Source organism: Nostoc sp. FACHB-133 (genome assembly GCF_014698055.1).
Classification (GTDB): domain Bacteria; phylum Cyanobacteriota; class Cyanobacteriia; order Cyanobacteriales; family Nostocaceae; genus Nostoc.
In genome coordinates this window covers 15,663-35,603 of record NZ_JACJSH010000068.1, presented here as the reverse complement: position 1 = coordinate 35,603, position 19,941 = coordinate 15,663, and the positions used below count along the sequence as shown (strand labels likewise).

At 42.0% G+C, this 19,941-nt stretch carries 16 protein-coding genes and 1 pseudogene; 8 read left to right on the top strand and 9 right to left on the bottom strand.

Going from position 1 to position 19,941, the window contains the following annotated elements:
* Window positions 1-144 precede the first annotated feature (144 nt).
* The 6 genes from H6G86_RS32310 (at window position 145) to H6G86_RS32285 (ending at window position 5,886) form a co-directional block, all read left to right on the top strand.
* Window positions 145-1,227, top strand: coding sequence for a DNA polymerase III subunit delta (locus tag H6G86_RS32310; RefSeq protein WP_190937746.1), 1,083 nt, complete (start codon window positions 145-147; stop codon window positions 1,225-1,227).
* Window positions 1,228-1,407: 180 nt separating this feature from the next.
* Window positions 1,408-2,379 carry an Npun_F2552 family protein gene (locus tag H6G86_RS32305; RefSeq protein ID WP_190937745.1) on the top strand — a complete coding sequence of 324 codons (972 nt, stop codon included), beginning with the start codon at window positions 1,408-1,410 and terminating at the stop codon, window positions 2,377-2,379.
* Window positions 2,380-3,293: 914 nt separating this feature from the next.
* Window positions 3,294-3,482, top strand: coding sequence for a TLTLP motif-containing protein (locus H6G86_RS32300; RefSeq protein WP_114084033.1), 189 nt, complete (start codon window positions 3,294-3,296; stop codon window positions 3,480-3,482).
* Between the two features lie 447 nt (window positions 3,483-3,929).
* Window positions 3,930-4,442: an inorganic diphosphatase gene (locus tag H6G86_RS32295; protein WP_114084032.1), complete on the top strand. Its 513-nt coding sequence runs from the start codon at window positions 3,930-3,932 to the stop codon at window positions 4,440-4,442.
* A 143-nt stretch (window positions 4,443-4,585) separates the two neighbouring features.
* Window positions 4,586-4,969 carry an aspartate 1-decarboxylase gene (gene panD / locus H6G86_RS32290; RefSeq protein WP_012409102.1) on the top strand — a complete coding sequence of 128 codons (384 nt, stop codon included), beginning with the start codon at window positions 4,586-4,588 and terminating at the stop codon, window positions 4,967-4,969.
* An 11-nt stretch (window positions 4,970-4,980) separates the two neighbouring features.
* Window positions 4,981-5,886: an MBL fold metallo-hydrolase gene (locus H6G86_RS32285; protein WP_190937744.1), complete on the top strand. Its 906-nt coding sequence runs from the start codon at window positions 4,981-4,983 to the stop codon at window positions 5,884-5,886.
* Between the two features lie 156 nt (window positions 5,887-6,042).
* Here H6G86_RS32285 and H6G86_RS32280 read toward each other — a convergent pair whose 3' ends face one another.
* From H6G86_RS32280 to H6G86_RS32265, 4 genes are all read right to left on the bottom strand, one after another.
* Complete coding sequence (locus tag H6G86_RS32280) at window positions 6,043-7,260, bottom strand: HhoA/HhoB/HtrA family serine endopeptidase (protein WP_190937743.1); 1,218 nt, start codon at window positions 7,258-7,260, stop codon at window positions 6,043-6,045.
* Window positions 7,261-7,574: 314 nt separating this feature from the next.
* Window positions 7,575-8,897, bottom strand: a complete 1,323-nt coding sequence (locus H6G86_RS32275; RefSeq protein ID WP_190937742.1) for a D-alanyl-D-alanine carboxypeptidase — start codon at window positions 8,895-8,897, stop codon at window positions 7,575-7,577.
* A 659-nt stretch (window positions 8,898-9,556) separates the two neighbouring features.
* Window positions 9,557-10,627, bottom strand: a complete 1,071-nt coding sequence (locus tag H6G86_RS32270) for an LOG family protein (protein WP_190937741.1) — start codon at window positions 10,625-10,627, stop codon at window positions 9,557-9,559.
* A gap of 164 nt (window positions 10,628-10,791) precedes the next feature.
* Window positions 10,792-12,558, bottom strand: coding sequence for a pentapeptide repeat-containing protein (locus H6G86_RS32265; protein ID WP_190937740.1), 1,767 nt, complete (start codon window positions 12,556-12,558; stop codon window positions 10,792-10,794).
* 532 nt (window positions 12,559-13,090) lie between these two features.
* Here H6G86_RS32265 and H6G86_RS32260 point away from each other — a divergent pair.
* Entirely contained in the window at window positions 13,091-16,084 is a 2,994-nt protein-coding gene (locus H6G86_RS32260) for a zinc-dependent metalloprotease (RefSeq protein ID WP_190937739.1), read from the top strand.
* A 126-nt stretch (window positions 16,085-16,210) separates the two neighbouring features.
* Here the strand turns inward: H6G86_RS32260 and H6G86_RS32255 are convergent, their stop codons facing one another.
* The 4 genes and pseudogenes from H6G86_RS32255 to H6G86_RS32240 form a co-directional block, all read right to left on the bottom strand.
* Window positions 16,211-16,945 (bottom strand): DUF1995 family protein, encoded by a 735-nt coding sequence (locus H6G86_RS32255; protein ID WP_190937738.1) that lies wholly within the window; start codon window positions 16,943-16,945, stop codon window positions 16,211-16,213.
* A gap of 479 nt (window positions 16,946-17,424) precedes the next feature.
* Window positions 17,425-17,826 (bottom strand): type II toxin-antitoxin system tRNA(fMet)-specific endonuclease VapC, encoded by a 402-nt coding sequence (gene vapC, locus H6G86_RS32250; RefSeq protein WP_190937737.1) that lies wholly within the window; start codon window positions 17,824-17,826, stop codon window positions 17,425-17,427.
* Window positions 17,827-18,054, bottom strand: coding sequence for an antitoxin (locus H6G86_RS32245; RefSeq protein WP_190937736.1), 228 nt, complete (start codon window positions 18,052-18,054; stop codon window positions 17,827-17,829).
* Between the two features lie 180 nt (window positions 18,055-18,234).
* Window positions 18,235-18,429: pseudogene (locus H6G86_RS32240) on the bottom strand (cysteine desulfurase); the annotation flags it as partial.
* Window positions 18,430-18,547: 118 nt separating this feature from the next.
* Here H6G86_RS32240 and H6G86_RS32235 point away from each other — a divergent pair.
* Complete coding sequence (locus H6G86_RS32235) at window positions 18,548-18,760, top strand: hypothetical protein (protein WP_190937735.1); 213 nt, start codon at window positions 18,548-18,550, stop codon at window positions 18,758-18,760.
* Here the strand turns inward: H6G86_RS32235 and H6G86_RS32230 are convergent.
* Window positions 18,757-19,926 (bottom strand): cysteine desulfurase family protein, encoded by a 1,170-nt coding sequence (locus H6G86_RS32230; RefSeq protein ID WP_190937734.1) that lies wholly within the window; start codon window positions 19,924-19,926, stop codon window positions 18,757-18,759. The genes H6G86_RS32235 and H6G86_RS32230 overlap by 4 nt on opposite strands.
* Window positions 19,927-19,941: the final 15 nt, after the last annotated feature.

The window sequence follows — 19,941 nt, the reverse complement described above, 5'->3', positions numbered from 1 at the left end:
CAGAGAAGGGAAAATATAGTACACAGCGTATAAGATTTAACTCCAATTCTTCTGCTTAATTTTTTGTTACATACTTATAAATTTTTCCCACGGCTTACTTATGCTGGCCGTTAAGTGGGGATTAAAACCAAGGGCAAAAACTAGGTGAATTTGGATTTGTCTACTCCTTTACAATTAGTTGGGCGATCGCTAGAATTTCAGCGAATTGTCGAAGTACTAGCCCAAGATGGAGACTTGCTAATTACTGGCGTACCTGGTAGTGGGCGACGAACTTTAGTGCGAGGGGCTGCTCAAGAAGTTGGTGCGATCGTCTTGGAGATAGACTGCATCCGCGCTACAGATGGAGAGCGATTTATCCTACTGCTAACAGAGACAATTAGCCAAAACTGGGAAGCAGCACAAATTCAAGACTGGGTAAGCAACTTTGGCAATGAGTTTTTTGTCTTTCATCCAGAAGGCAAACTTAAGTCATTGCGTTCCCTGAACCAAAAGCAGTTATGGCAAGCATTTGAAATTTTGCTCAATTTGCTCCAAATTATGGCTATTAGTTTAAATAAGCGGGTAGTGCTGATTTTGCAGAGTTTTCCGCACATTCGCTCTTGGGATCGTAATGGTTTGTGGGAAGCCACATTCAGACGAGAAATCAATGTACAAACTCATGTCAGCTACGTCTTAGTAGCAACCATAGCTGAGATCAGCCATCATCCAGATGAGACAAACTATCCCCTGGAAACTATACAGTTAGCTCCCTTAGCTAATGACGTTTTGGCATTGTGGGCGAGGGAGATATTGCATATACAAGGAATGAAATTTGATTCTCGCTCCCAAGCACTACAATTATTTTTAGATGCTGTCCAAGGACACATTGGCGACGCAATGGCAATAATTCGCCGCCTACAAACTTTTTCTTATCCTGATGGGTTAATTAGTGAAGTAGCAGTACAGCAGGCAATAGAAGGATTACTCAAAGACTTGTCTTTAGTTTTTGAATCTTTACTCATGTTATTGCCAGCCAATCAGGTGCATCTTTTAGAATCTTTGGCTTTAGATCCTACAGATAAACCACAAAGTAAAGAATATATTCAAAAACATGGTCTTTCAAGAGGTGGTAGCCTTCAGGGATCGCTGACTGGATTACAGAACAAAGGTTTAATTTATAGTGCTGAACAAGGTTATCAACTAGCGTTACCTTTATTGGCTTTTTGGTTACGGCAGAGGTTAAGCTAGTGCCGCAAGGCGGAATTAAAAATTAAAAATTAAAAATTATGAATGAATACAGCGTAAGCTTTTCGTTGATTTGGAATTGGTGGTTTATTTACAGCGTGCTGTACTAGTACGCGAGATTTTAGAGAATTGGTATAAATAGGAAGATAGAAGAATATCTTCATTACTGGTAATTTATTATCCATGCAGACTCAAAAATCATCTGTCAGTCTCATCCGGGCTACATCTTATGAACGAGAGGCTTTACGAGAATCTTTAGTTACACTGCTGGAACCTTTTGGAGGAATGGCAGCGTTTGTAAAAAAAGGCGATCGCGTTTTACTCAAACCTAATCTACTTACAGGATCACGTCCTGGTAAAGAGTGTATCACCTGTGCCGAACTAGTTTATGAAGTTGCCCAAATGGTAATTGAAGTTGGCGGTAAGCCCTTTTTGGGTGATAGTCCTGCTTTTGGTAGTGCCAAGGGCGTAGCAGTAGCAAATGGCTATCTGCCTATTTTAGAAGAACTCAATCTTCCCATCATCGATTTTCATGGTCAGCGTTACCAAACAATTAGCGACAATTTTAACCATCTGCGACTGTCTAAAGAAGCAATGGAAGCAGATGTAGTGATTAACCTACCTAAAGTTAAATCCCATGCCCAGCTGACATTGACACTGGGCGTAAAAAACTTGTTTGGTTGCGTCCCTGGCAAAATGAAAGCTTGGTGGCACATGGAAGCTGGAAAAGATGCGAATAGATTTGGTGAAATGTTAGTAGAAACTGCTAGGGCTATTAACCCTAACTTAACCATATTAGATGGCATCATCGGTCATGAAGGAAATGGCCCTAGTAATGGTGAACCTCGCCAACTGGGAATTTTAGCAGCCGCATCAGATATATTTGCCTTAGATCGGGCAATGGTAGAAATTCTCAATGTTCCTCCTGAACAAGTGCCCACAGTTGCAGCTTCTCAAAGGTTAGGAGTTTGTCCAGAACTAGCTGACATAGAGTTTCCACATTTAAATCCCGACTTATTAAAAATAGAAGATTGGCGGCTACCAGACAATTTAATACCCATTGATTTTGGTATGCCCCGCGTAATTAAGTCTACCTTTAAGCATCTTTATACCCGATTTATCAAAGAACCAATTAGTGTTTATGGAAGGAACTAAGAACTGGTAACTGGTGAAGAAGCAAGGGAGCAGGGGAGAAAGTTTTCCCCTTTTCCCCCTGCTCCCCTGCTTCTTCATTTCCCTCTGCCTCTTCCCATGCCCAATGCCCAATGCCCAATCTAATGCAAACTTCGTTACAGCAATTTCAATTATTAGCAGAGTAATCTGTAATTACCCTCCGATTGCTTAACCAGACCGCCCTATTATATTTAGTGGCGGTTTTTTTAGCTGATATGCCACCTTCTAAAATATTATTTACTCTACCTATATATAGATTGACAAAAATGCAGTGATATTACACAGATTTGAAAATTTAAATTCTGAAATATTTGTTTAGTGTTATCACTGAATCTATGCAGCCTAACACAGTTAATGTATCTGTATTTCTTCGGTAATTATGATTGGTTATAAAAAACATTCCTATTATTTCTTCTTTGGTGTCAAATATTTGTGTGTATAACTACCGGATAAAAATCGAAACCATTGATAGATATTCAGTGCAATTGCTGTTTTGTGTCCTGTATCACAAATTAACAATTCCAGTAAAATGACCTTATCAAAGGCATTTTAGGATGTTATACTCATGAAGTATCAGACAAATATGTTTTGCTAATTAATCTTTAAGCAGCGAAAAAATGTAATTTATGATGCTGTCAAAATTGGATTTGCGTATGCAAACCATCACACCATACAGGGAAACATCTGAAAATATTAATTACAAAATAAAACATGATTTGTTTAGTTGTAACTTTGTATTAAGAACTCCATGTATAAAAAGGCTATTATGACAGTTGTATAACTGGTTTAGATTGTAAGATGCTACACATTTTACAGTTTAAAAATAGCTAACATAGCATTAAGACTCTCAATCAGAGAGTAGACCTACACAGTGTTACGAATAACTTCAACTTTGTATGAATTCAAATAGCCAGTCTGCCAATTCTACCGACACATATTCCCAACGTTTGGCAGACATTGTGGGAACTGCGATCGCTCTATTGACTCTTACCCTACCCGTATTTGTCATCGCCCACTATTCTTCAACTAATGTTCAAAATAACCAGCAACCCCTGATCCAAAACCTACAAGGAAGTAAAGATTGATAAAGTTTTCCAGTAGCATTTCATCAGGAATAACCTGAAGTTGTATAGTGTGACTCCAGGTTTCGGGTGTCTTGACAGAGTAGGGGCAGAAATCTCCCCAACAGCAATCAAGGGCGGGAGAAAATAATACCCTCTTGGAAAAAGTGTTGCGAAGTAACTTCGCAACGCTTTTTCCATTTTTCCGAGGAGTGGTGAGATGAGGAGGACAAGGGAGACAAGGGAGACGAAGAATTATTGAACAATTCTCTTCCCCACTCCCCATTCCCCATTCCCCACTCCCCATTCCCCATTCCCCACTCCCCATTCCCCATTCCCCATTCCCCATTCCCCATTCCCCATTCCCAATTCCCAATTCCCCATCAGAGATCCATATTGCCCTAAAATTCTACACGGGGAGCGAAGCTGACTGAGTGCCCCCATGATTCACTGTTATCAGAGGACTTTTTTGTGGATTTATCTCGTATTCCTGCTCAACCGAAACCTGGTTTAATCAACGTTCTGATTGAAATTACTGGCGGAAGTAAAAATAAATACGAATACGACAAGGAACTAGAAGCTTTTGCTCTAGACCGAGTACTTTATTCCTCGGTAAAATATCCTTATGACTACGGCTTTGTACCCAATACTTTGGCTGAAGATGGCGATCCCCTAGATGGTATGGTCATAATTGACGAGCCAACCTTTCCCGGCTGTATTATTGCTGCGCGACCAATTGGCTTCTTGGAGATGATTGACGGTGGCGATCGCGATGAAAAAATCCTTTGTGTTCCTGACAAAGATCCCCGCTATACTCAGGTCAAATCCCTGAAAGACGTAGCGCCACACCGCTTAGATGAAATTGCCGAATTTTTCCGTAGTTATAAAAATTTGGAAAAAAAGGTGACTGAAATTCTCGGTTGGCAAGATGTGGACAAGGTTGCAGCTTTAGTAGAAAAATCCGTCAAAGCTTATAGAGGATAATAGAAGAGTTAGGAGTTAGGAGTTAAGAGTTAAGAGTTATAAACTTATATTCCTCAATCCTAACTCCTTTACAGACGCGATTAATCGTGTCTCTACTCATAAATTTCGTTTGTTACGAAACTGCCACTAAATCCTAAACCAAAATGCAGCGTACTCTCCTTTTGGCAAAAATTCATAATTGCACCCTTACGGGGGCGAATATCAACTACGTGGGTAGTATCAGCATCGATGAAATCCTTTTGGAAAAAGCTGGGATCTTACCTTATGAGCAAGTCCAAGTAGTTAATAGTGCCAACGGTCAGCGTTTTATTACTTATGCGATCCCGGCTCCAGCCCATTCAGGAGTAATTGAGCTAAATGGGGGTGCGGCACGTCTAGGCATTATTGGCGATCGCTTGATTATAATGACTTACGGGCAGTTCACTCCAGAAGAGTTAAAAAATTACTCTCCTACGGTAGTCATTGTGGACGAAAAAAACAGGCTGTTGGAAGTTCGGCGCTACGATGACCTGCTCGTTAAGGTCTAATTTGAAGGAAAATGTCAAATTTTGAGTTGTCGGATTCCCAGAGCTACATACCTGAAAAGTCTGCTACCCTGCCAAGTAGCCCAGCAGATGAGTTTATTGTGCAATTTTGGGGTGTACGGGGTTTGATTCCTACCCCAGACACCAGCACCAACCGCTATGGCGGTAATACTGCTTGTGTAGAAATATTTGTAGGTGGAAAACGCCTGATTTTTGATGGCGGTACTGGCTTACGCATACTAGGTAAAACTTGGCAAGAACTACAACAGCCAATACAAGCCCATTTATTTTTTACCAACTGTCAATCAAATCGGATTCAAGGGTTTCCCTTTTTTGCTCCTGCATTTATTGGAGAAAATTGCTTTCATATTTACGGCACAGCTGCTTCAAATGGAGCCTCAATCAAACAATGTTTGTACGATCAGATGCTCCAGCCCCACTTTCCTTATCCTTTACAGGTAATGCAGTCGGAATTGCAGTTTTATAATCTCATTCCAGACAGTGATGTAAAGCTAGATGATGTCATCATTACAACCGCATTAATCAATCAAACTCAGCGCTCAGTTGGCTACCGAGTTAGTTGGCAAGATTATAGTGTTGCCTACGTCACGGATTTGCACCAGAATGCCGAGCAAGTGGAGCGAGAGCGGATTTTAGAGTTTATTAAAGGCGTTGATTTGCTGATTGCCAATGCCACTTACACTCCCCCTACGTCTCACAACCATGACTCTGCTGATTTACTCTGGCAAGCTGCGGTGAATGCAGCTTTGAATGCTGGTGTACAACGGGTAGCTATTTCTCATCATCACCCAGATGACCATGATGATTTTCTTGATCGGGTTCAAGTCGATATTAAATCTGCCTTTCCTGAAGCAATATTAGCCCATGAAGGTCTAGTATTAGCTGTTGGTAAGCTTTAAGCGAATGGAATTCGTGGCTAAACAGGCAAAGTCCGCGGAGGCGGACTAAGAAAAAATTAAGGGTTTGAAACCCACGGAGGTGGGTAAAGTTTCGTGTAGACGCGGTTTCTAACCGCCCTTTTAACTATTCCACAGAATTAAAATTGGCTATTGCTCCTACGAAGCATTTTGCAACTCAGCTGTGCGGACTGAAAGCTGCTGTGTCTGATTACCACGTTGCACTTTCACCTGTAATACTTGACCAAGACGACTGTCTTCCACAACGTTCTGCAATTGTTCAGCGCTAGTAATAGCTTTACCATCAACTTGCAGAATTACATCCCCGCGCCGGATACCGGCAGATGCAGCTGGAGAATTGGGGACTACTCGCATTACAAAAACACCATTAATTTCTGGTATTTGAATAGGAGAGTTGGGATCGGTGTTATTTTGCTTGGCAAGAGCGGGTGTTAAAGTTAGCATTTGCACGCCTAAATAGGGGTGAGCAACTTTGCCATCACGTTGCAGTTGCGCTGCGATCGCTTTCGCTTTATCAATAGGAATGGCAAACCCAATACCCATAGCGTCGGGACGAATCGCTGTGTTAATGCCAATCACTTCACCTTGGCCATTTAATAGCGGCCCGCCAGAGTTACCTGGATTAATGGCGGCATCGGTTTGAATGAAATCTAAGCGTTTGTCGCTAATGCCAACTTGGGCGCTGGAACGTTTGAGAGTACTGACAATTCCCAAAGTAACGGTGTTATCAAATCCTAAAGGATTACCAACTGCGATCGCCCAATCTCCGACTTGAACATTAGTGGAAGAACCCAAGGGTGCGACTGGTAAATCGTTACCTGCATTAATCTTGACTACTGCCAAATCTGTAACTTCATCAATGCCTTGAACTTTTCCTTCAAAGGTGCGGCCATCTTTGAGTCGGACTGTTACCTTATCAGCCTTATCGACCACATGAGCGTTAGTCATAACTAAGCCGCTCTTGTCAATAATGAAACCTGAGCCTAAACCGCGTAACTGCTCAGAAGGCGGCATTTGTTGGGAGAAACCGTCACCAAAAAACCGACGGAAAAATGGGTCTTCCATAAATGGATCAACGCGACGAGTAATTGTTCGCTCAGTATCAATGCGAACAACTGCTGAACCAACACGATTCACTGCTGCGGTGACAAAGCTACTAGTACCGATCGCAGCTGTGGCTGGTGATTGTCGTTGGGCAATCAGTTGTGAAGTATCTCCATCTGTTATTGGGGGTGCGGGTTCGGCTTGAGAGGGCAACACCTGCAATGTGCTAACCGTTAGCACAACTCCGAGCGCGATCGCTAAAACATAACTACTGAGTTGACGTATGGATCTGGGTAATTTGGGAAATCGCATAATCACAACCTAATTTATAAGCTTAATTGTTGCTTAGTCGTGACAAATCTATTTACAGTTATTTTTACTTCAGGTTTCGCTTGCCTTCCCAATAGTGTGGTTAGGGCATTTTACGAGTTACCTATAATCAAGTTAATGGAAAATTTAACCCAAAAGCTATTATGGACATTCACCCTTTACAAGTTCGGTTTTTACCCATCAATAAAACTTTTGGATTGCTAATAAAACTAGAAGTTTCAAAGTAGGACACCGATAAAAAGGAGATGTGGGACACCCATACTCACTTTTGGTTCAAAACCCGATCGGATGATGAACTAACTTTTGAATAAAATTTCATTCCGACTGATTGCACCTAGCTGGGGTAAAGAGTTGATTGCTGAGTGGGGAATGAGGGCATTAGGAACGGTTAGAGGTAGTTGTAACTGTTTTACAACACTTTGCAGTAGTTGATCTTGTCCAGTCCGCAAACCCCAAACATTTGTCCCACGGTTGATAATAGCAAACCAAACTAAACCGCGATCGCGTGTGGGCATGACTCCGGCTAAAGCACTCACATCCCGAAGAGTGCCAGTTTTGATCACAGTAGCAAGAGGAATGTGTCTGGCGTGTACTGTTCCTCGGTGATCAAACCCAGACATGGGGAACAAGTCACTCAGATTTAGCTGATGGGCAGATGCCTCACTTTGAATAGCCATAAACATCGCACAAACAGCCCTGGGGGAAATGCGATTTTCGGGGCCTAGTCCAGAACCATTAATTAACTGAATTTCTACTTGTGGCACCCTAGCAAGGTTAGCAGCAGTGGATTGGACTACAGCTGCTCCTCCCACTGAATCTGCTAGCATCTCTGCCATATCGTTGTTACTGTAAACATTCATTTCCTTGATTAGTTGCTTCAAGGGTAAGGAGCGATGACGCAGTAACAAAGTTTGTTGGGGGTTTGGTTGTGCCTCAACTTTCACCGTACCCGAAATAACTACTTGAGGCTTGGGCGTTCCCTTAGCCATAATTGAATGTATGTAAATAGCAGGGCGGCCCCAAGTTGCACGATTTAGCGTTTGCTTGAGCATCATACCCGCCAGCATCGGCTGCCGTTGGAAATTCATGGCAAAAGTGCCATTAATGATTAAATTTCCCTTTATCTGCTTGATACCCATTTTATTAAGAGTATTACCAAGAGCGATCGCTTCTTCCCAAACAAACAAAGGATCGCCACCGCCTGTAATCACCAAATCGCCCTGCACAACTCCATTTACCACTGGCCCGGTGATACTCACCAAAGTATCAAATTGGTAATCTGGGCCCCAAGTTTTCAAAGCAACTAGTGAAGTGGCAATTTTGGTTAAAGAGGCAGCAGGGAGAGGTGTCGTACCTTGATGATTTGCCATCAGCATTGGCCCCGACTGCATCCAAATGCCCTGACTCTCAGCCAGATTTTGCGCCACCACTTTTGATGTGATGAGCTTTTTCAGATATTCTTGCACCGTAGTTGCCCCAGTTGGATTGGGATCGGGGGCAAGAACTAAGCCAGGGCTACTTTGCCAAGTTAAAGCATCTAAGGCATCTAAAGGCTTGATTTGTACCCCGGCCATTTCCAGCCAGAGTGACACCAAACCTGAACCCAATAATTCCAGCATATTTTATTCCTCTATATGTGTTTAGGATGTTCTATATTATTTCCTGTGCTAATATACACGCTTTTTTATGCAGATCAGCATTGAGTCACAATAACTGGTGCATTAGACATCTGAAAGTAAGGTGAATCACATGATTTTCGTTATACTTTTTACAAAAAAAGACTGACTCTGAGAGCCATGTCTCTTGAAAGCCAGTATAAAGGAGGCAAAGCGAATTGACTCTTCATATTTCATCATTTTTTATTAAAAAATTGACAATAATTTAGATACATTGTAAATTTCTCTTCAATACCTCTTTCAAAGTCATCCTAAAGCAGACATATCAGCTAAGTTAAATTATGAAGATATCAAAATCATCTAACATTTTTTCGTCTATCTAGCCTGAGATAAACTGTGAAGATAACAATCCTATCTGAGTTGTGAAAATTATTTTGTTTAACGTAAGTAAGTTGGCACAATAAAATTAAACTATGTAAAGAAAAACTTACTACTGAAAAAAGGACATTAGAGTGGTGAGAAGTTTTTTGCGATCGCCTCCGTTATGATGTCGCTTTCATAGAGTCAAATCTTTAGCGATCCAAAAGATATTAAACTGGCAATAAGCCTGTGAAGCCTGTCAAAAATATTGGGATACGGGTGGAAAAATCCACCCCTAAACTCTACTTTCTTTCTGGGTGTGCTGCATCTTCTGATGAAACATTACCCATTTGGTTAATTGTGGCAATCATCTGATACAAACGCCCCAAGTCGCGTTGATTGAAGTACAAAATGAGGCGGGGTAGTTCAACCGTTTCATCTTGTGCTTCTTGAGGTAATGCCTGACTTTTTTCAATCCGTCCTTTAACAATAATGTCACTGAAATCAGCATTGAGTTGCTCTACAAGATAGTCTGATATATCTGTCTTCAGACGGATGACTAATTGCTCACCTACATATCTACATGAGTGATAAACCTGGTAAAAACGAGTAATAGCGTCACAAGCCACATCCAGGTTGTCTGTCACCGTGTAAAGGCTGGGGTCTTCAGGACTGACAAGACCATTTTGGACTAATTGCTTATCAATATATTCGCTCCAAGACCGCCAGTAATCACCACCAGGATGGTCAATTAAAACTAGAGGTACTGGGCCAAACTTACCATTCTGGCTTAATGTCATACATTCAAAAGCTTCATCTTGAGTGCCAAAGCCTCCCGGAAATAAGGCTACAGCATCACTTTCTTTGAGGAGAAAAAGCTTGCGAGTAAAGAAATATTTGAAAATAATTAGCTTGGGATCGCCCTCTATAAAAGGGTTTGCTTCTTGTTCAAAGGGTAATTGAATATTTAATCCAAAGGAATTTTCTCGTCCAGCACCTTCGTGACCTGCCTGCATGATTCCACTGCCACCGCCGGTCATCACCATAAATCCTAATTGAGAAACAGCGCGAGCAAACTCAAGGGCCATTTGGTACTCTGGCGTATCTGGCGCTAGACGAGCAGAACCGAAGATGGTGACTTTGCGAACGTGTCGATAATCATAAAAAAGCTGGAAACCTCGCTCCATATCTGCTAACGCAGCCGACAATATTTTCCAATCGAGACGCTCAATTTCGGTATCAGCTAGACGAACAATAGTAGCAAGTGCTTGCTGAATAAGCTGCCGATTTTTTAATGTCGGTAAACGAGCGATCAATTCAGCGATATCCGCCTGTAAAGACTCTAATGTGTCAAACGACGCAGATGAAGTCATGAGAACTGCCGCAACAATGGCATTATATTCTACGTGAATGACTTACACTCTAGCAAGCGGAATAATAGCCCCCTGAATATCAATATCCATTAGCATCTGAATAATTTAAAAACGACAGAGATATTGAGGACGCAAAGGACATAAATAAAGATGTCACCACGTCCTCAGTTCAACCCCAGTTCTTCTTTCAATGCCTCCGGGACATTAACTGCTGTCTTTAATCCCCGCACACCTTCCCATTGCTGTTTTTTACCCCAAGTCATTTTTTCCATATTGGCATCGCTGAGGTCTGCACCATTGAGAATGGCGTAACTTAGGTTACTGTAGCTGAGATTCGCGCCATTGAGAATCGCACCACTCAGGTTACTGCCACTGAGGTTAGCACTGTTAAGGTTGGCATAGCTGAAGTCTGTACCGAAAAGGATCGCGTCGGTGAGATCGGCACCACTGAGGTCGGCTTCGCTGAGAATTACCCCACTGAGGTCAGCTTCGTTGAGGCTTACCTGACTCAGGTCTACACCGCTAAGGTCTGCGCCTAAGAACATTGCACCGTTAAGTCTGGCATTGTTTAGTTTGGCACCATTAAGTTTGGCATAGCTAAGGTCAGCAGCCATGAGGATGGCATCACTAAGGTTGGTGCTGAAAAGAATTGTGTCGCTGAGGTTAGTACCGTTGAGGATGGCATGACTCAAATCAGCACCACTGAGGTCAGCGCGGCAGAGGTCAGCATGGTTAAGGTTGACGTTGCTGAGGTTGGCTTCACTTAAATTCGCACCAAAAAGGATGGCGTTGCTGAGGTCGGCGCATTTGAGGTTGGTGCTGCTGAGGTCGGCGCGGCTGAGGTTGGTGCTGCTGAGGTCGGCGCGATTCAGGTCGGCGCTGCTGAGGTCGGCGCGATTTAGGTCGGCGCGGCTAAGGTTGGCACAGCTAAGGTTAGCACCACTAAGGTTAGTGCTGCTGAGGTCAGCACCAGTGAGGTTAGCACCAGTGAGATTAGCCCCACTGAGGTTGGCATCGCCGAAGTTAGCACCACTAAGGTTAGCACCTATGAAGTTTATGCCAGTTAAGTTGGCATCGCCGAGATAAGCAAAGCTGAGGTCAGCACCGCTAAAGTCTGCTCCGGTGAGGTTGGCATCGCCCAAGTAAGCATTACGAAAGTTACCACCTTTGAGGAATTGCCCGACTATACTGCTAAAGTTGCCAATGTCTAGGGCATCGCTATAGTTAATGATCCGCAGCAGTTGGGATGTGAAAAAATTGTCTGTATCTGGTTGGGCTGAGGGATAGAAGGTAATTTTTTCTTTGAGTTCATCTTGCTCTTGAGCGTAGCGGTGTAACTCTAACAGTAAAATCAGTACGTTCAATCCTGTGTAGATGTCTACCTGTCTCAGCCCGATCGCAATATTTTGAGTTGCTAGCTTTAATTTTGTTTTCTGAGGCAGGTTATCCTCTGGTGTGGCATCAATGAATTCTCCCTGACACCAGCGACGATAAAAATCTTCTAGCCGCCAGAAAAGCACTTCTGGGTGAATCTTTTGACTAGTCACAACCAATTCCATTATTTGGTTGACTATTTCTGATTTCAGCGCTCCATTGCCTAGTAAATCATAAATCTCTTCATGCATCTGGCGATTGCACACTCTTAAGCATAAATCTGATGGTAGCGGCCCCGATATGCGATCGCCTATCTTAGAAGCCAAACTGCTCTTTGATATTGTCCATTTTTCTAAGCTTTCTTGCAGTCTTTGAAACCATAAATCTTCCTGTATACCTTGAGCAAATTTAACGCTTTTGTTTAGTTCTTTAATACTTTTTCCTGGAGATAAACCGACTTTAGTTTCCACCGATGTGGTCTTTGGCATCTCTTGTAAGCTTATATCCCTCACATAATTTCTCAGCAGTTGCCAAACTTGAGATAAATATGTTGACATTTCTGTGTCCGTTGTTACATTTAAATTACTGTTTTGATAATCTGGAACTAAAATTTTTTCTCTGTTACTTTGTTTATCATTACCAAAAATAAATAGTATCAATAAATACTACACGAAAAATATCATGCGTTGTCGATATCTATGATGGGCTACACTGACGGCGTTTTTGAGGGTGGCTTCTCGCTAACCCTTAGTTACATCAAGCTTCTTCTCTTGATGTAAATAAGTGTGATCGGAAAAATTCTTTCAAAAATCAAGTAATTTTCCGATTTTGGTTGATTTGTTATACTTTTTTCCCCAGATATTTACTAGTCTGATGTAAAAATAATACTTACCCATTGTAAGAGACGCAATTGTTAGGAAAAATCCATCTGTACAACAGCGTGAACATCGCGGAAAAATGGCAACTAAAATTGAAGTCTAAACTTTACTGCTTTATATAAAGCAGCTAAAAGAATCAGCAAAAAGCAGGCTACATAACTTTGCAAAAGTTAAAAATTAACTACCGAATCGTTATTGGGGGATTGATGCGATGAACAACAGATTAACTTTTTATATGGTTTTGTTACATGGTTTATTTTTAGGAATAACAACAGCTAACGCCAAATCACCATTTGTCAATGGAATTGATCCAGATTTTTCAGCGAACCATAAAGCTGTGGGGGTTGTAAAAGGCGTAGTTACAGCCAATAATCAGTTAACGGCAGAAACTTCTTCAACTAAAATCTCAGCATTATCGCTAAATAATATCAATATTTCTCAGAAACAGAGGCTACCGTTAGGGCAAGTTTGGGTGGTTAATCAAAATAAACACGCACAGCCTCAACCGTTTATTTGGGTAGTAAAAGATTCTAAAAAGGCAGGACAGCAACCATTTTTGCAAGTTGCAAAACCCGCAGAAAAGCCTAAGCCTGCCAAAACACCAGCAAAGGATGATTTAGAGGTTTTTGATGAAGTAGTGAAAGATACCCAAAAGTCAGGGGGACTGTTCACTCTTTATCGCAATAAAGAAAAGAATAAAATTTATCTAGAAATTAAGCCAGAGCAACTCAATAAAAATTATCTCGCTACGGCAACCCTAGAATCGGGCATTGGTGAACGGGGTATTTACAGTGGTATGCCTCTACAAGATTTTTTGTTTTATTTCCAACGGGTAGATGATAAATTAAACTTTGTTATCCGCAATGTCAATTTCCGCACTCGTGAGGGAGATCCTCAAGCGCGATCGCTAGCTCGGTCTTTTAGTGATTCTGTACTCTACAGCATCTCCATAAAAAGCATTCATCCCCAACGCAAAACTCTTCTCATCGATTTGGGCGATTTATTACTGACAGATTTAGGCGGATTATCTGCAAGTTTAGGAGTCCCAGCAACCACAGACCAGTCCTATTTTGGTACTGCTAAAGCTTTTCCGCAAAACTTAGAAATTGAGTCAGTTTTAAATTTCTCTGGTAGCAGCGATCGTGACAGCGAAACACCAAGTTTTGGCTCGTTAGCTGATAACCGTGGCTATACCTTGCGCGTCCACTATAGTCTCTCCCAGCTACCTGAAAAAGATTATCGACCGCGCCTTGCTGACGATCGCATTGGCTATTTCATCACCGCCTACCAAGATTTATCCAAAGACGATCGCGGCGATTCTTTTGTCCGTTACATAAATCGCTGGGATTTAGAAAAACAAGACCCAAAAGCATTAATTTCTCGCCCCAAAAAACCGATTGTCTTTTGGATTGATAACGCTGTGCCCTTAGAGTACCGCGATGCGATGAAAGAAGGCATCCTAATGTGGAACAAAGCCTTTCTCAAAGCGGGATTCAAGGATGCAATTGAAGTCCGCCAGATGCCAGATGATGCAACATGGGACCCAGCAGATATTCGTTACAACACAATTCGCTGGATTAACACAGTCGATGGTTATTTTGCAATGGGGCCATCCCGCGTTAATCCGTTGACTGGAGAAATTTTAGATGCAGACATTCTCGTAGATGCCAGCTTTGTCCGGGCGCTTAAAAATGAGTATCGCAAAATAGTCCAACCCAGCCAAACACAAAGCCAGACGACCTTATCAGCTTTGATGCAAAATCGTCTACTTTGCGCCAATGGTTTAGATGGCAAAAACAATGGTGTACCCAAGCAGATGCCAGGGCAACAAGAGTTGTTGAACCGTTTATCTAAAATGGCAGGCGAGTACGATTTATGCTATGGAATGGAAGCTGCTAACCAGTTTGCCCTTGGTTCCATAGCGATGTCACTATTGCCAGATACCATGGCCACTCCAGATCAGGTGAAAGAATATATCAATCAATATTTACGTTTAATCATCGCTCACGAAGTTGGACATACTCTTGGTTTACGTCATAACTTTCGTGGTAGTACTCTGCTAGTACCAGAGGAGATGAATAATACGGAAATTACCAAAAATAAAGGTTTGACAACTTCTGTGATGGACTACATTCCCCCAAATATTGCCCCTCAAGGGACAAAACAGGGAGATTATTTTCCTAGTATGGTAGGGCCTTATGATGAATGGGCGATTAAGTACGGCTACATTCCAATTAAGACATCAACTCCCATAGCAGAAAAGCCAATTTTGGAGGAAATTGCCAAACAATCCTATAAGCCAGAGTTGAGTTATTCTACAGATGAAGATGTCTATGATCTTGACCCAACTGCTGATGCTTGGGATAACAGTGGTAATGTGCTGCTTTATTCTCAGTGGCAGTTGAATAATTCGCGGGTGATGTGGGAACGTCTCGATAAACGTTACCCATTAGCTGGTGATAGTTACAGCGATGTCAGCGAACGTTTTAGTACAGTATTGGGTAACTATTTTCAACAAATATATTACACCACTAAATACATCGGCGGACAGTCTTTTTATCGCATTCACCCTAGCGAAATCCCCTCTGGAGTTGGTCAAAAGCGATTACCATTTGAGGCAGTACCAGTTAAAGAACAACGACAAGCTTTAGAAACCTTGCAAAAATATTTGTTTGCAGAAGATGCTCTGAGCTTTTCACCAGAACTACTGAATAAATTAGCACCTTCCCGTTGGCGACATTGGGGTAGTTCTCCCCAAGTTGGTCGTTTGGATTTTCCTATTCATGACTTGGTGCTGCTCATGCAGGGTTCTGTATTGCGAGATTTACTCTCAGGCGATCGCCTCTCTCGCCTCAAGGATATTGAACTTAAAACTAAGGCAGAAAATGCACTGACTCTACCGGAACTATTTGACACTTTGCAATCAGGTATCTGGACAGAAGTAATCAAACCAAAAGGTAAACCAATGAAGATTGCCAGTTTACGGCGAGGCTTGCAGCGCCAATACCTGGACATCTTGACTAATATGGTGTTGCGAAAAGAATATGTCCCAGAAGATGCTCGGACTCTGGCTTGGTATAAACTCAAACAATTAGATGAGAAACTCAAGGGAGTTAATTCTGAGGATGAATACACCAAAGCGCATTTATTAGAAACACGTGATCGCATCGAGAAAGTCTTGAATGCACCGTTGCAAGCGAATTAAACAAGTTGTAGAGACGCGATTAATCGCGTCTCTTTGGCAAAATACATCAAGTTTCTGTTTTATAAATAAAAAACTCAAAATAAGGTAGCAGATGAGCGAGTTTCCTCCTGCTACCTCTGCTTTCTCCTAACTACTCAACGCCTTTAAGAACCGTTGTAAACTCTTAAATACATTGGGCTTTCTCGCAGGTGCAGTATCCGTTGTTGTTTGCGGTTGTCCTTTTAAAAGGATTTGATCCAAATCATCACCCGATGGTTTTGTGGTTAATTCAGCAATTCTTTGATATTCGCCGTCGGTTTCCAGCCAAACTTCCCACTGTCCTGGATAGCAGCGAGATAGGGCGCTTTGCTCGTCTATGGGGCGCAGGTAATAACAAGATTCAATGGTATTGGTGAAACGCAGGCGAGTTTGCCTTGCTGCATAACCAATACCCACAGTTCCAGAATCTTCTAAACGGGGATTTAAAAAGACTACAGGGCGATCACCTATTTCTTGACATAGCTTTTCCACCTGCGGTACTTCTACGGAAGTGGGGGCGATGAATAAGAAAATTTCATCCTCTGGCTGAATTTTTGTTTGCAAGGAAGCAGTCCTTCCCGTACCAATATCCAAAATTTGAAATGGTGCATCTGTCCAATTGCGGCGGGCTAAGGCCGCAGCCCCCGCGTCAGCAAAGAAAATCTTCAAACGGGAATCGTATTCTGTAAACAGTGGCAGAAATTGTTCCGCCACCGACATAAACTTGAGTTCTGGAAACAGGAACTCAACCTGTATGCGAGCACAACCATCTGCAAGGGCAGCTTGGACGGCTGTACGAGATTGGGCGATCGCATCTTCAAGGGTATTAGGAAGTTCACTCATAGTTTGTTATGTCGCTTTAGCATTACTTCCATTGTTCCAGTATTGGCTATGATTGAGGGAGTAAACACAAAGGTGTTTTACATTCCAAATTTAAAGTGCGATCGCATAGAAGACACACTTAAAATTTTATCTGTTAGAAAAAGACTCGTTTAAAACTTTCAGCGACAATGGCATAGAGCGCCGATCAGATAAAACCTAGATATTTTGATACGCGATACGCAAGCAAAATTCCTGCAATACCACCGATAACGCTAAAGAAGATCGAGGCGAACGATAGCAAACTTCCACCCCACAAGACTGGGATGTAGCTGCCAATCGTAGAGCCAATAAACACCCCAATCCCAATGCTGAATTTATTCATTCAATAAAAGCCTCAAAAGTCATAAAAATTAAGTCATGCTTGAACTCCTTTATGACTCAAAATATTAGCTTTTGGGAAAAAGTCGTTTAACAATACCGAACACCTCGCCTATTCACAACTACTCAATCCAGTTTTCTAATAGGAGCGTAGAAATACGAGAAAACTCTCGCACATTATTGGTGACAAGGGTAACTCCTAAACTCACCGCATGAGAAGCTATGAGCATATCCATTGCACCAATAATAAGTCCTTTACTTTCGAGATCGCTTCTGATGCTGCCGTAAATTGTTGCAGTTGCTTGATTAAATTCGACAATTTCTAGAGGTAGCAGAAATTGCATCAGGGCGATGCGGTTTTTCTCTTGCTGTTGACTTTTGGCAACTCCATATTCGAGTTCAGCAACAGTGATGGAGGAGATACCCAAATCAGAAATGCTAAGAGTTTGGAATCTATCCAGTACTTTTTTGGGTTTTTGCTTTATCAGGTAAATGCAGATGTTCGTATCAAGCAGGTATCGCATTTAAAAACTTTCTCTAGCGTCAATAACTGGCTGATCTCTAGAATTCATGAAGTCATCGGAGAAATTGTCTAGACTCTCTATGAGGGATTGCCAGGGGTTATCTTTGGCAATGAGGACAATGGCGTTACCAATTTTTTTGATATAAACTTCAGTACCAGTAAGTTGAAAGTCTTCGGGCAAAATAACTATTTGGTGAGTGCCATCAGTGGTGAGTTTGGCAGTGTTCATGATATTTTTTTTAAATTAGCTAGTATTTCGTAACCTAGTGCTAGATTAAGTCTCGCTTATTTTCTATTTTAATTTCTTCCCGTAAGCCCTGAATAAATTTCATTATTTTTTCCATCTGCACTGACAATGAAGAATTCCTTGACTTTACACGGGTTAAATTTTAGTAGAGTTGCCAATAATTTAACGCTTAACTAAAGATAAATTTGGTGTCAGCCTCTGCAAAACTTGCTTCAATACCATTACTGTCCAATCTATATCAGCTTCCGTCGGATCACGCCCCAATGTGATGCGAATTTCCCCCAAAGCCGCTTTATCGGAATAATCCATCGCTAAAAATATCATGCTAGGGCTAAGTTTACCACTGTCACAGGCAGTGACATAGAGAACTGCGATCGCCTTAACAATCCTGTTAAGAAATGTGACGGTGGTGAAAGAATCAACATGGTAAAGGTGATTGGCTATGGATAGCTATTTCAAATTCTAGATAGGAGAGATGCTGCTTTACTTAGATGCCAAAGTTATAGAAATTAAGGATTATAAAAAAGCACTTCTTATCTATAAAAAGAGAGCTATTTGTAATGAAATATCAAAATTTTATAACTTACATCATGGAGAGTATAGGAATTTAGTGGTGAGGTTACTATCCACTGAGCGTAAGGATGCAATTGTATCTGGGTTGAAAAATTACACCCCACAACTGGTTTAACGCTTAACTAAAGATAAATCCGGTGCTAGCCTCTGCAAAACTTGCTTCAACACCATCACCGTCCAATCTATATCAGCTTCAGTTGTATCACGCCCCAATGTGATGCGAATTCCACCCAAGGCAGCTTTTTCTGAATAACCCATTGCTAACAATATCGGGCTAGGGCTAAGTTTACCACTATGACAGGCAGCACCAGCACTGATGCCGATACCAGCAAGGTTTAGCTGTCGTACCAAGGCTTTACCGCTAAGTTTTTTCCCGTCGGCGTTTTCTAAGCACATACTGACATGGTGAGGTAAACGATCGCAGCCGTCCCCTGTAGGAATTAAACCAGGAATCTCAGCTAATTGGGCAAAGGCGCGATCGCGTAACTCAATCAATCGTGGTGTTTCTATAGCTAATTCTTGCGCTGCTAATTCTGCTGCTACACCAAATCCGGCAATTATCGGTACTGCTTGCGTACCAGAACGCAGCCCCATTTCTTGCCCACCACCACCTAGTAAGGGCATCAATTCCACACTAGGACGCACATACAACGCCCCTGCACCTTGGGGGCCATATATTTTATGACTCGAAAGGCTAAGTAAGTCTACTGGAAGTTGTTGCACATCTATAGGTAAACGTCCCGCAGCTTGCACCGCATCTGTATGGAACAAAGCACCATGCGATCGCACAATTTTACCCAATGCTGCGATCGGTTGCACTGTCCCTACTTCACTTTGACCGTAAATTATGGAAACTAAAACTGTGTTATGTCGCAACGCCGCCTTTAAATCCAAGGGATTGACTCTACCTTTAACATCTACAGACAAGCGCGTAACTTCCCAACCCCACATTTCTAGCAACTTTACTGTTTCTGAAATTGCGGAATGCTCGACGCTGGAAATAATTAGATGTTGAGGAACAGCATACAACCGAGCCACACCCATAATCGCTAAATTATTTGCCTCAGTGCCACCAGAGGTAAAAATGATCGATTCTGGATTGGCGGCGTTAATTAAACCAGCAACTTGAACTCTGGCTTGTTCAACAACCGTTGCAGCCCGTTGTCCCCACTCATGTAAGCTGGAGGGATTGCCCCACTGCTGAGTCAGGACTGTTTGTATAACTGCGATCGCTTCTTTTCGAGTGGGAGTAGTAGCGCTGTAATCTAGATAAATTTGCATATAGCCGATAATGGT

Coding starts and splice junctions, on each gene's coding strand:
- H6G86_RS32305 (WP_190937745.1), top strand. CDS start 1,408: ATGCAGACTCAAAAATCATCTGTCAGTCTCATCCGGGCTACATCTTAT.
- H6G86_RS32300 (WP_114084033.1), top strand. CDS start 3,294: ATGAATTCAAATAGCCAGTCTGCCAATTCTACCGACACATATTCCCAA.
- panD (WP_012409102.1), top strand. CDS start 4,586: ATGCAGCGTACTCTCCTTTTGGCAAAAATTCATAATTGCACCCTTACG.
- H6G86_RS32285 (WP_190937744.1), top strand. CDS start 4,981: ATGTCAAATTTTGAGTTGTCGGATTCCCAGAGCTACATACCTGAAAAG.
- H6G86_RS32280 (WP_190937743.1), bottom strand. CDS start 7,260: ATGCGATTTCCCAAATTACCCAGATCCATACGTCAACTCAGTAGTTAT.
- H6G86_RS32275 (WP_190937742.1), bottom strand. CDS start 8,897: ATGCTGGAATTATTGGGTTCAGGTTTGGTGTCACTCTGGCTGGAAATG.
- H6G86_RS32270 (WP_190937741.1), bottom strand. CDS start 10,627: ATGACTTCATCTGCGTCGTTTGACACATTAGAGTCTTTACAGGCGGAT.
- H6G86_RS32265 (WP_190937740.1), bottom strand. CDS start 12,558: ATGTCAACATATTTATCTCAAGTTTGGCAACTGCTGAGAAATTATGTG.
- H6G86_RS32260 (WP_190937739.1), top strand. CDS start 13,091: ATGAACAACAGATTAACTTTTTATATGGTTTTGTTACATGGTTTATTT.
- H6G86_RS32255 (WP_190937738.1), bottom strand. CDS start 16,945: ATGAGTGAACTTCCTAATACCCTTGAAGATGCGATCGCCCAATCTCGT.
- vapC (WP_190937737.1), bottom strand. CDS start 17,826: ATGCGATACCTGCTTGATACGAACATCTGCATTTACCTGATAAAGCAA.
- H6G86_RS32245 (WP_190937736.1), bottom strand. CDS start 18,054: ATGAACACTGCCAAACTCACCACTGATGGCACTCACCAAATAGTTATT.
- H6G86_RS32235 (WP_190937735.1), top strand. CDS start 18,548: ATGCTGCTTTACTTAGATGCCAAAGTTATAGAAATTAAGGATTATAAA.
- H6G86_RS32230 (WP_190937734.1), bottom strand. CDS start 19,926: ATGCAAATTTATCTAGATTACAGCGCTACTACTCCCACTCGAAAAGAA.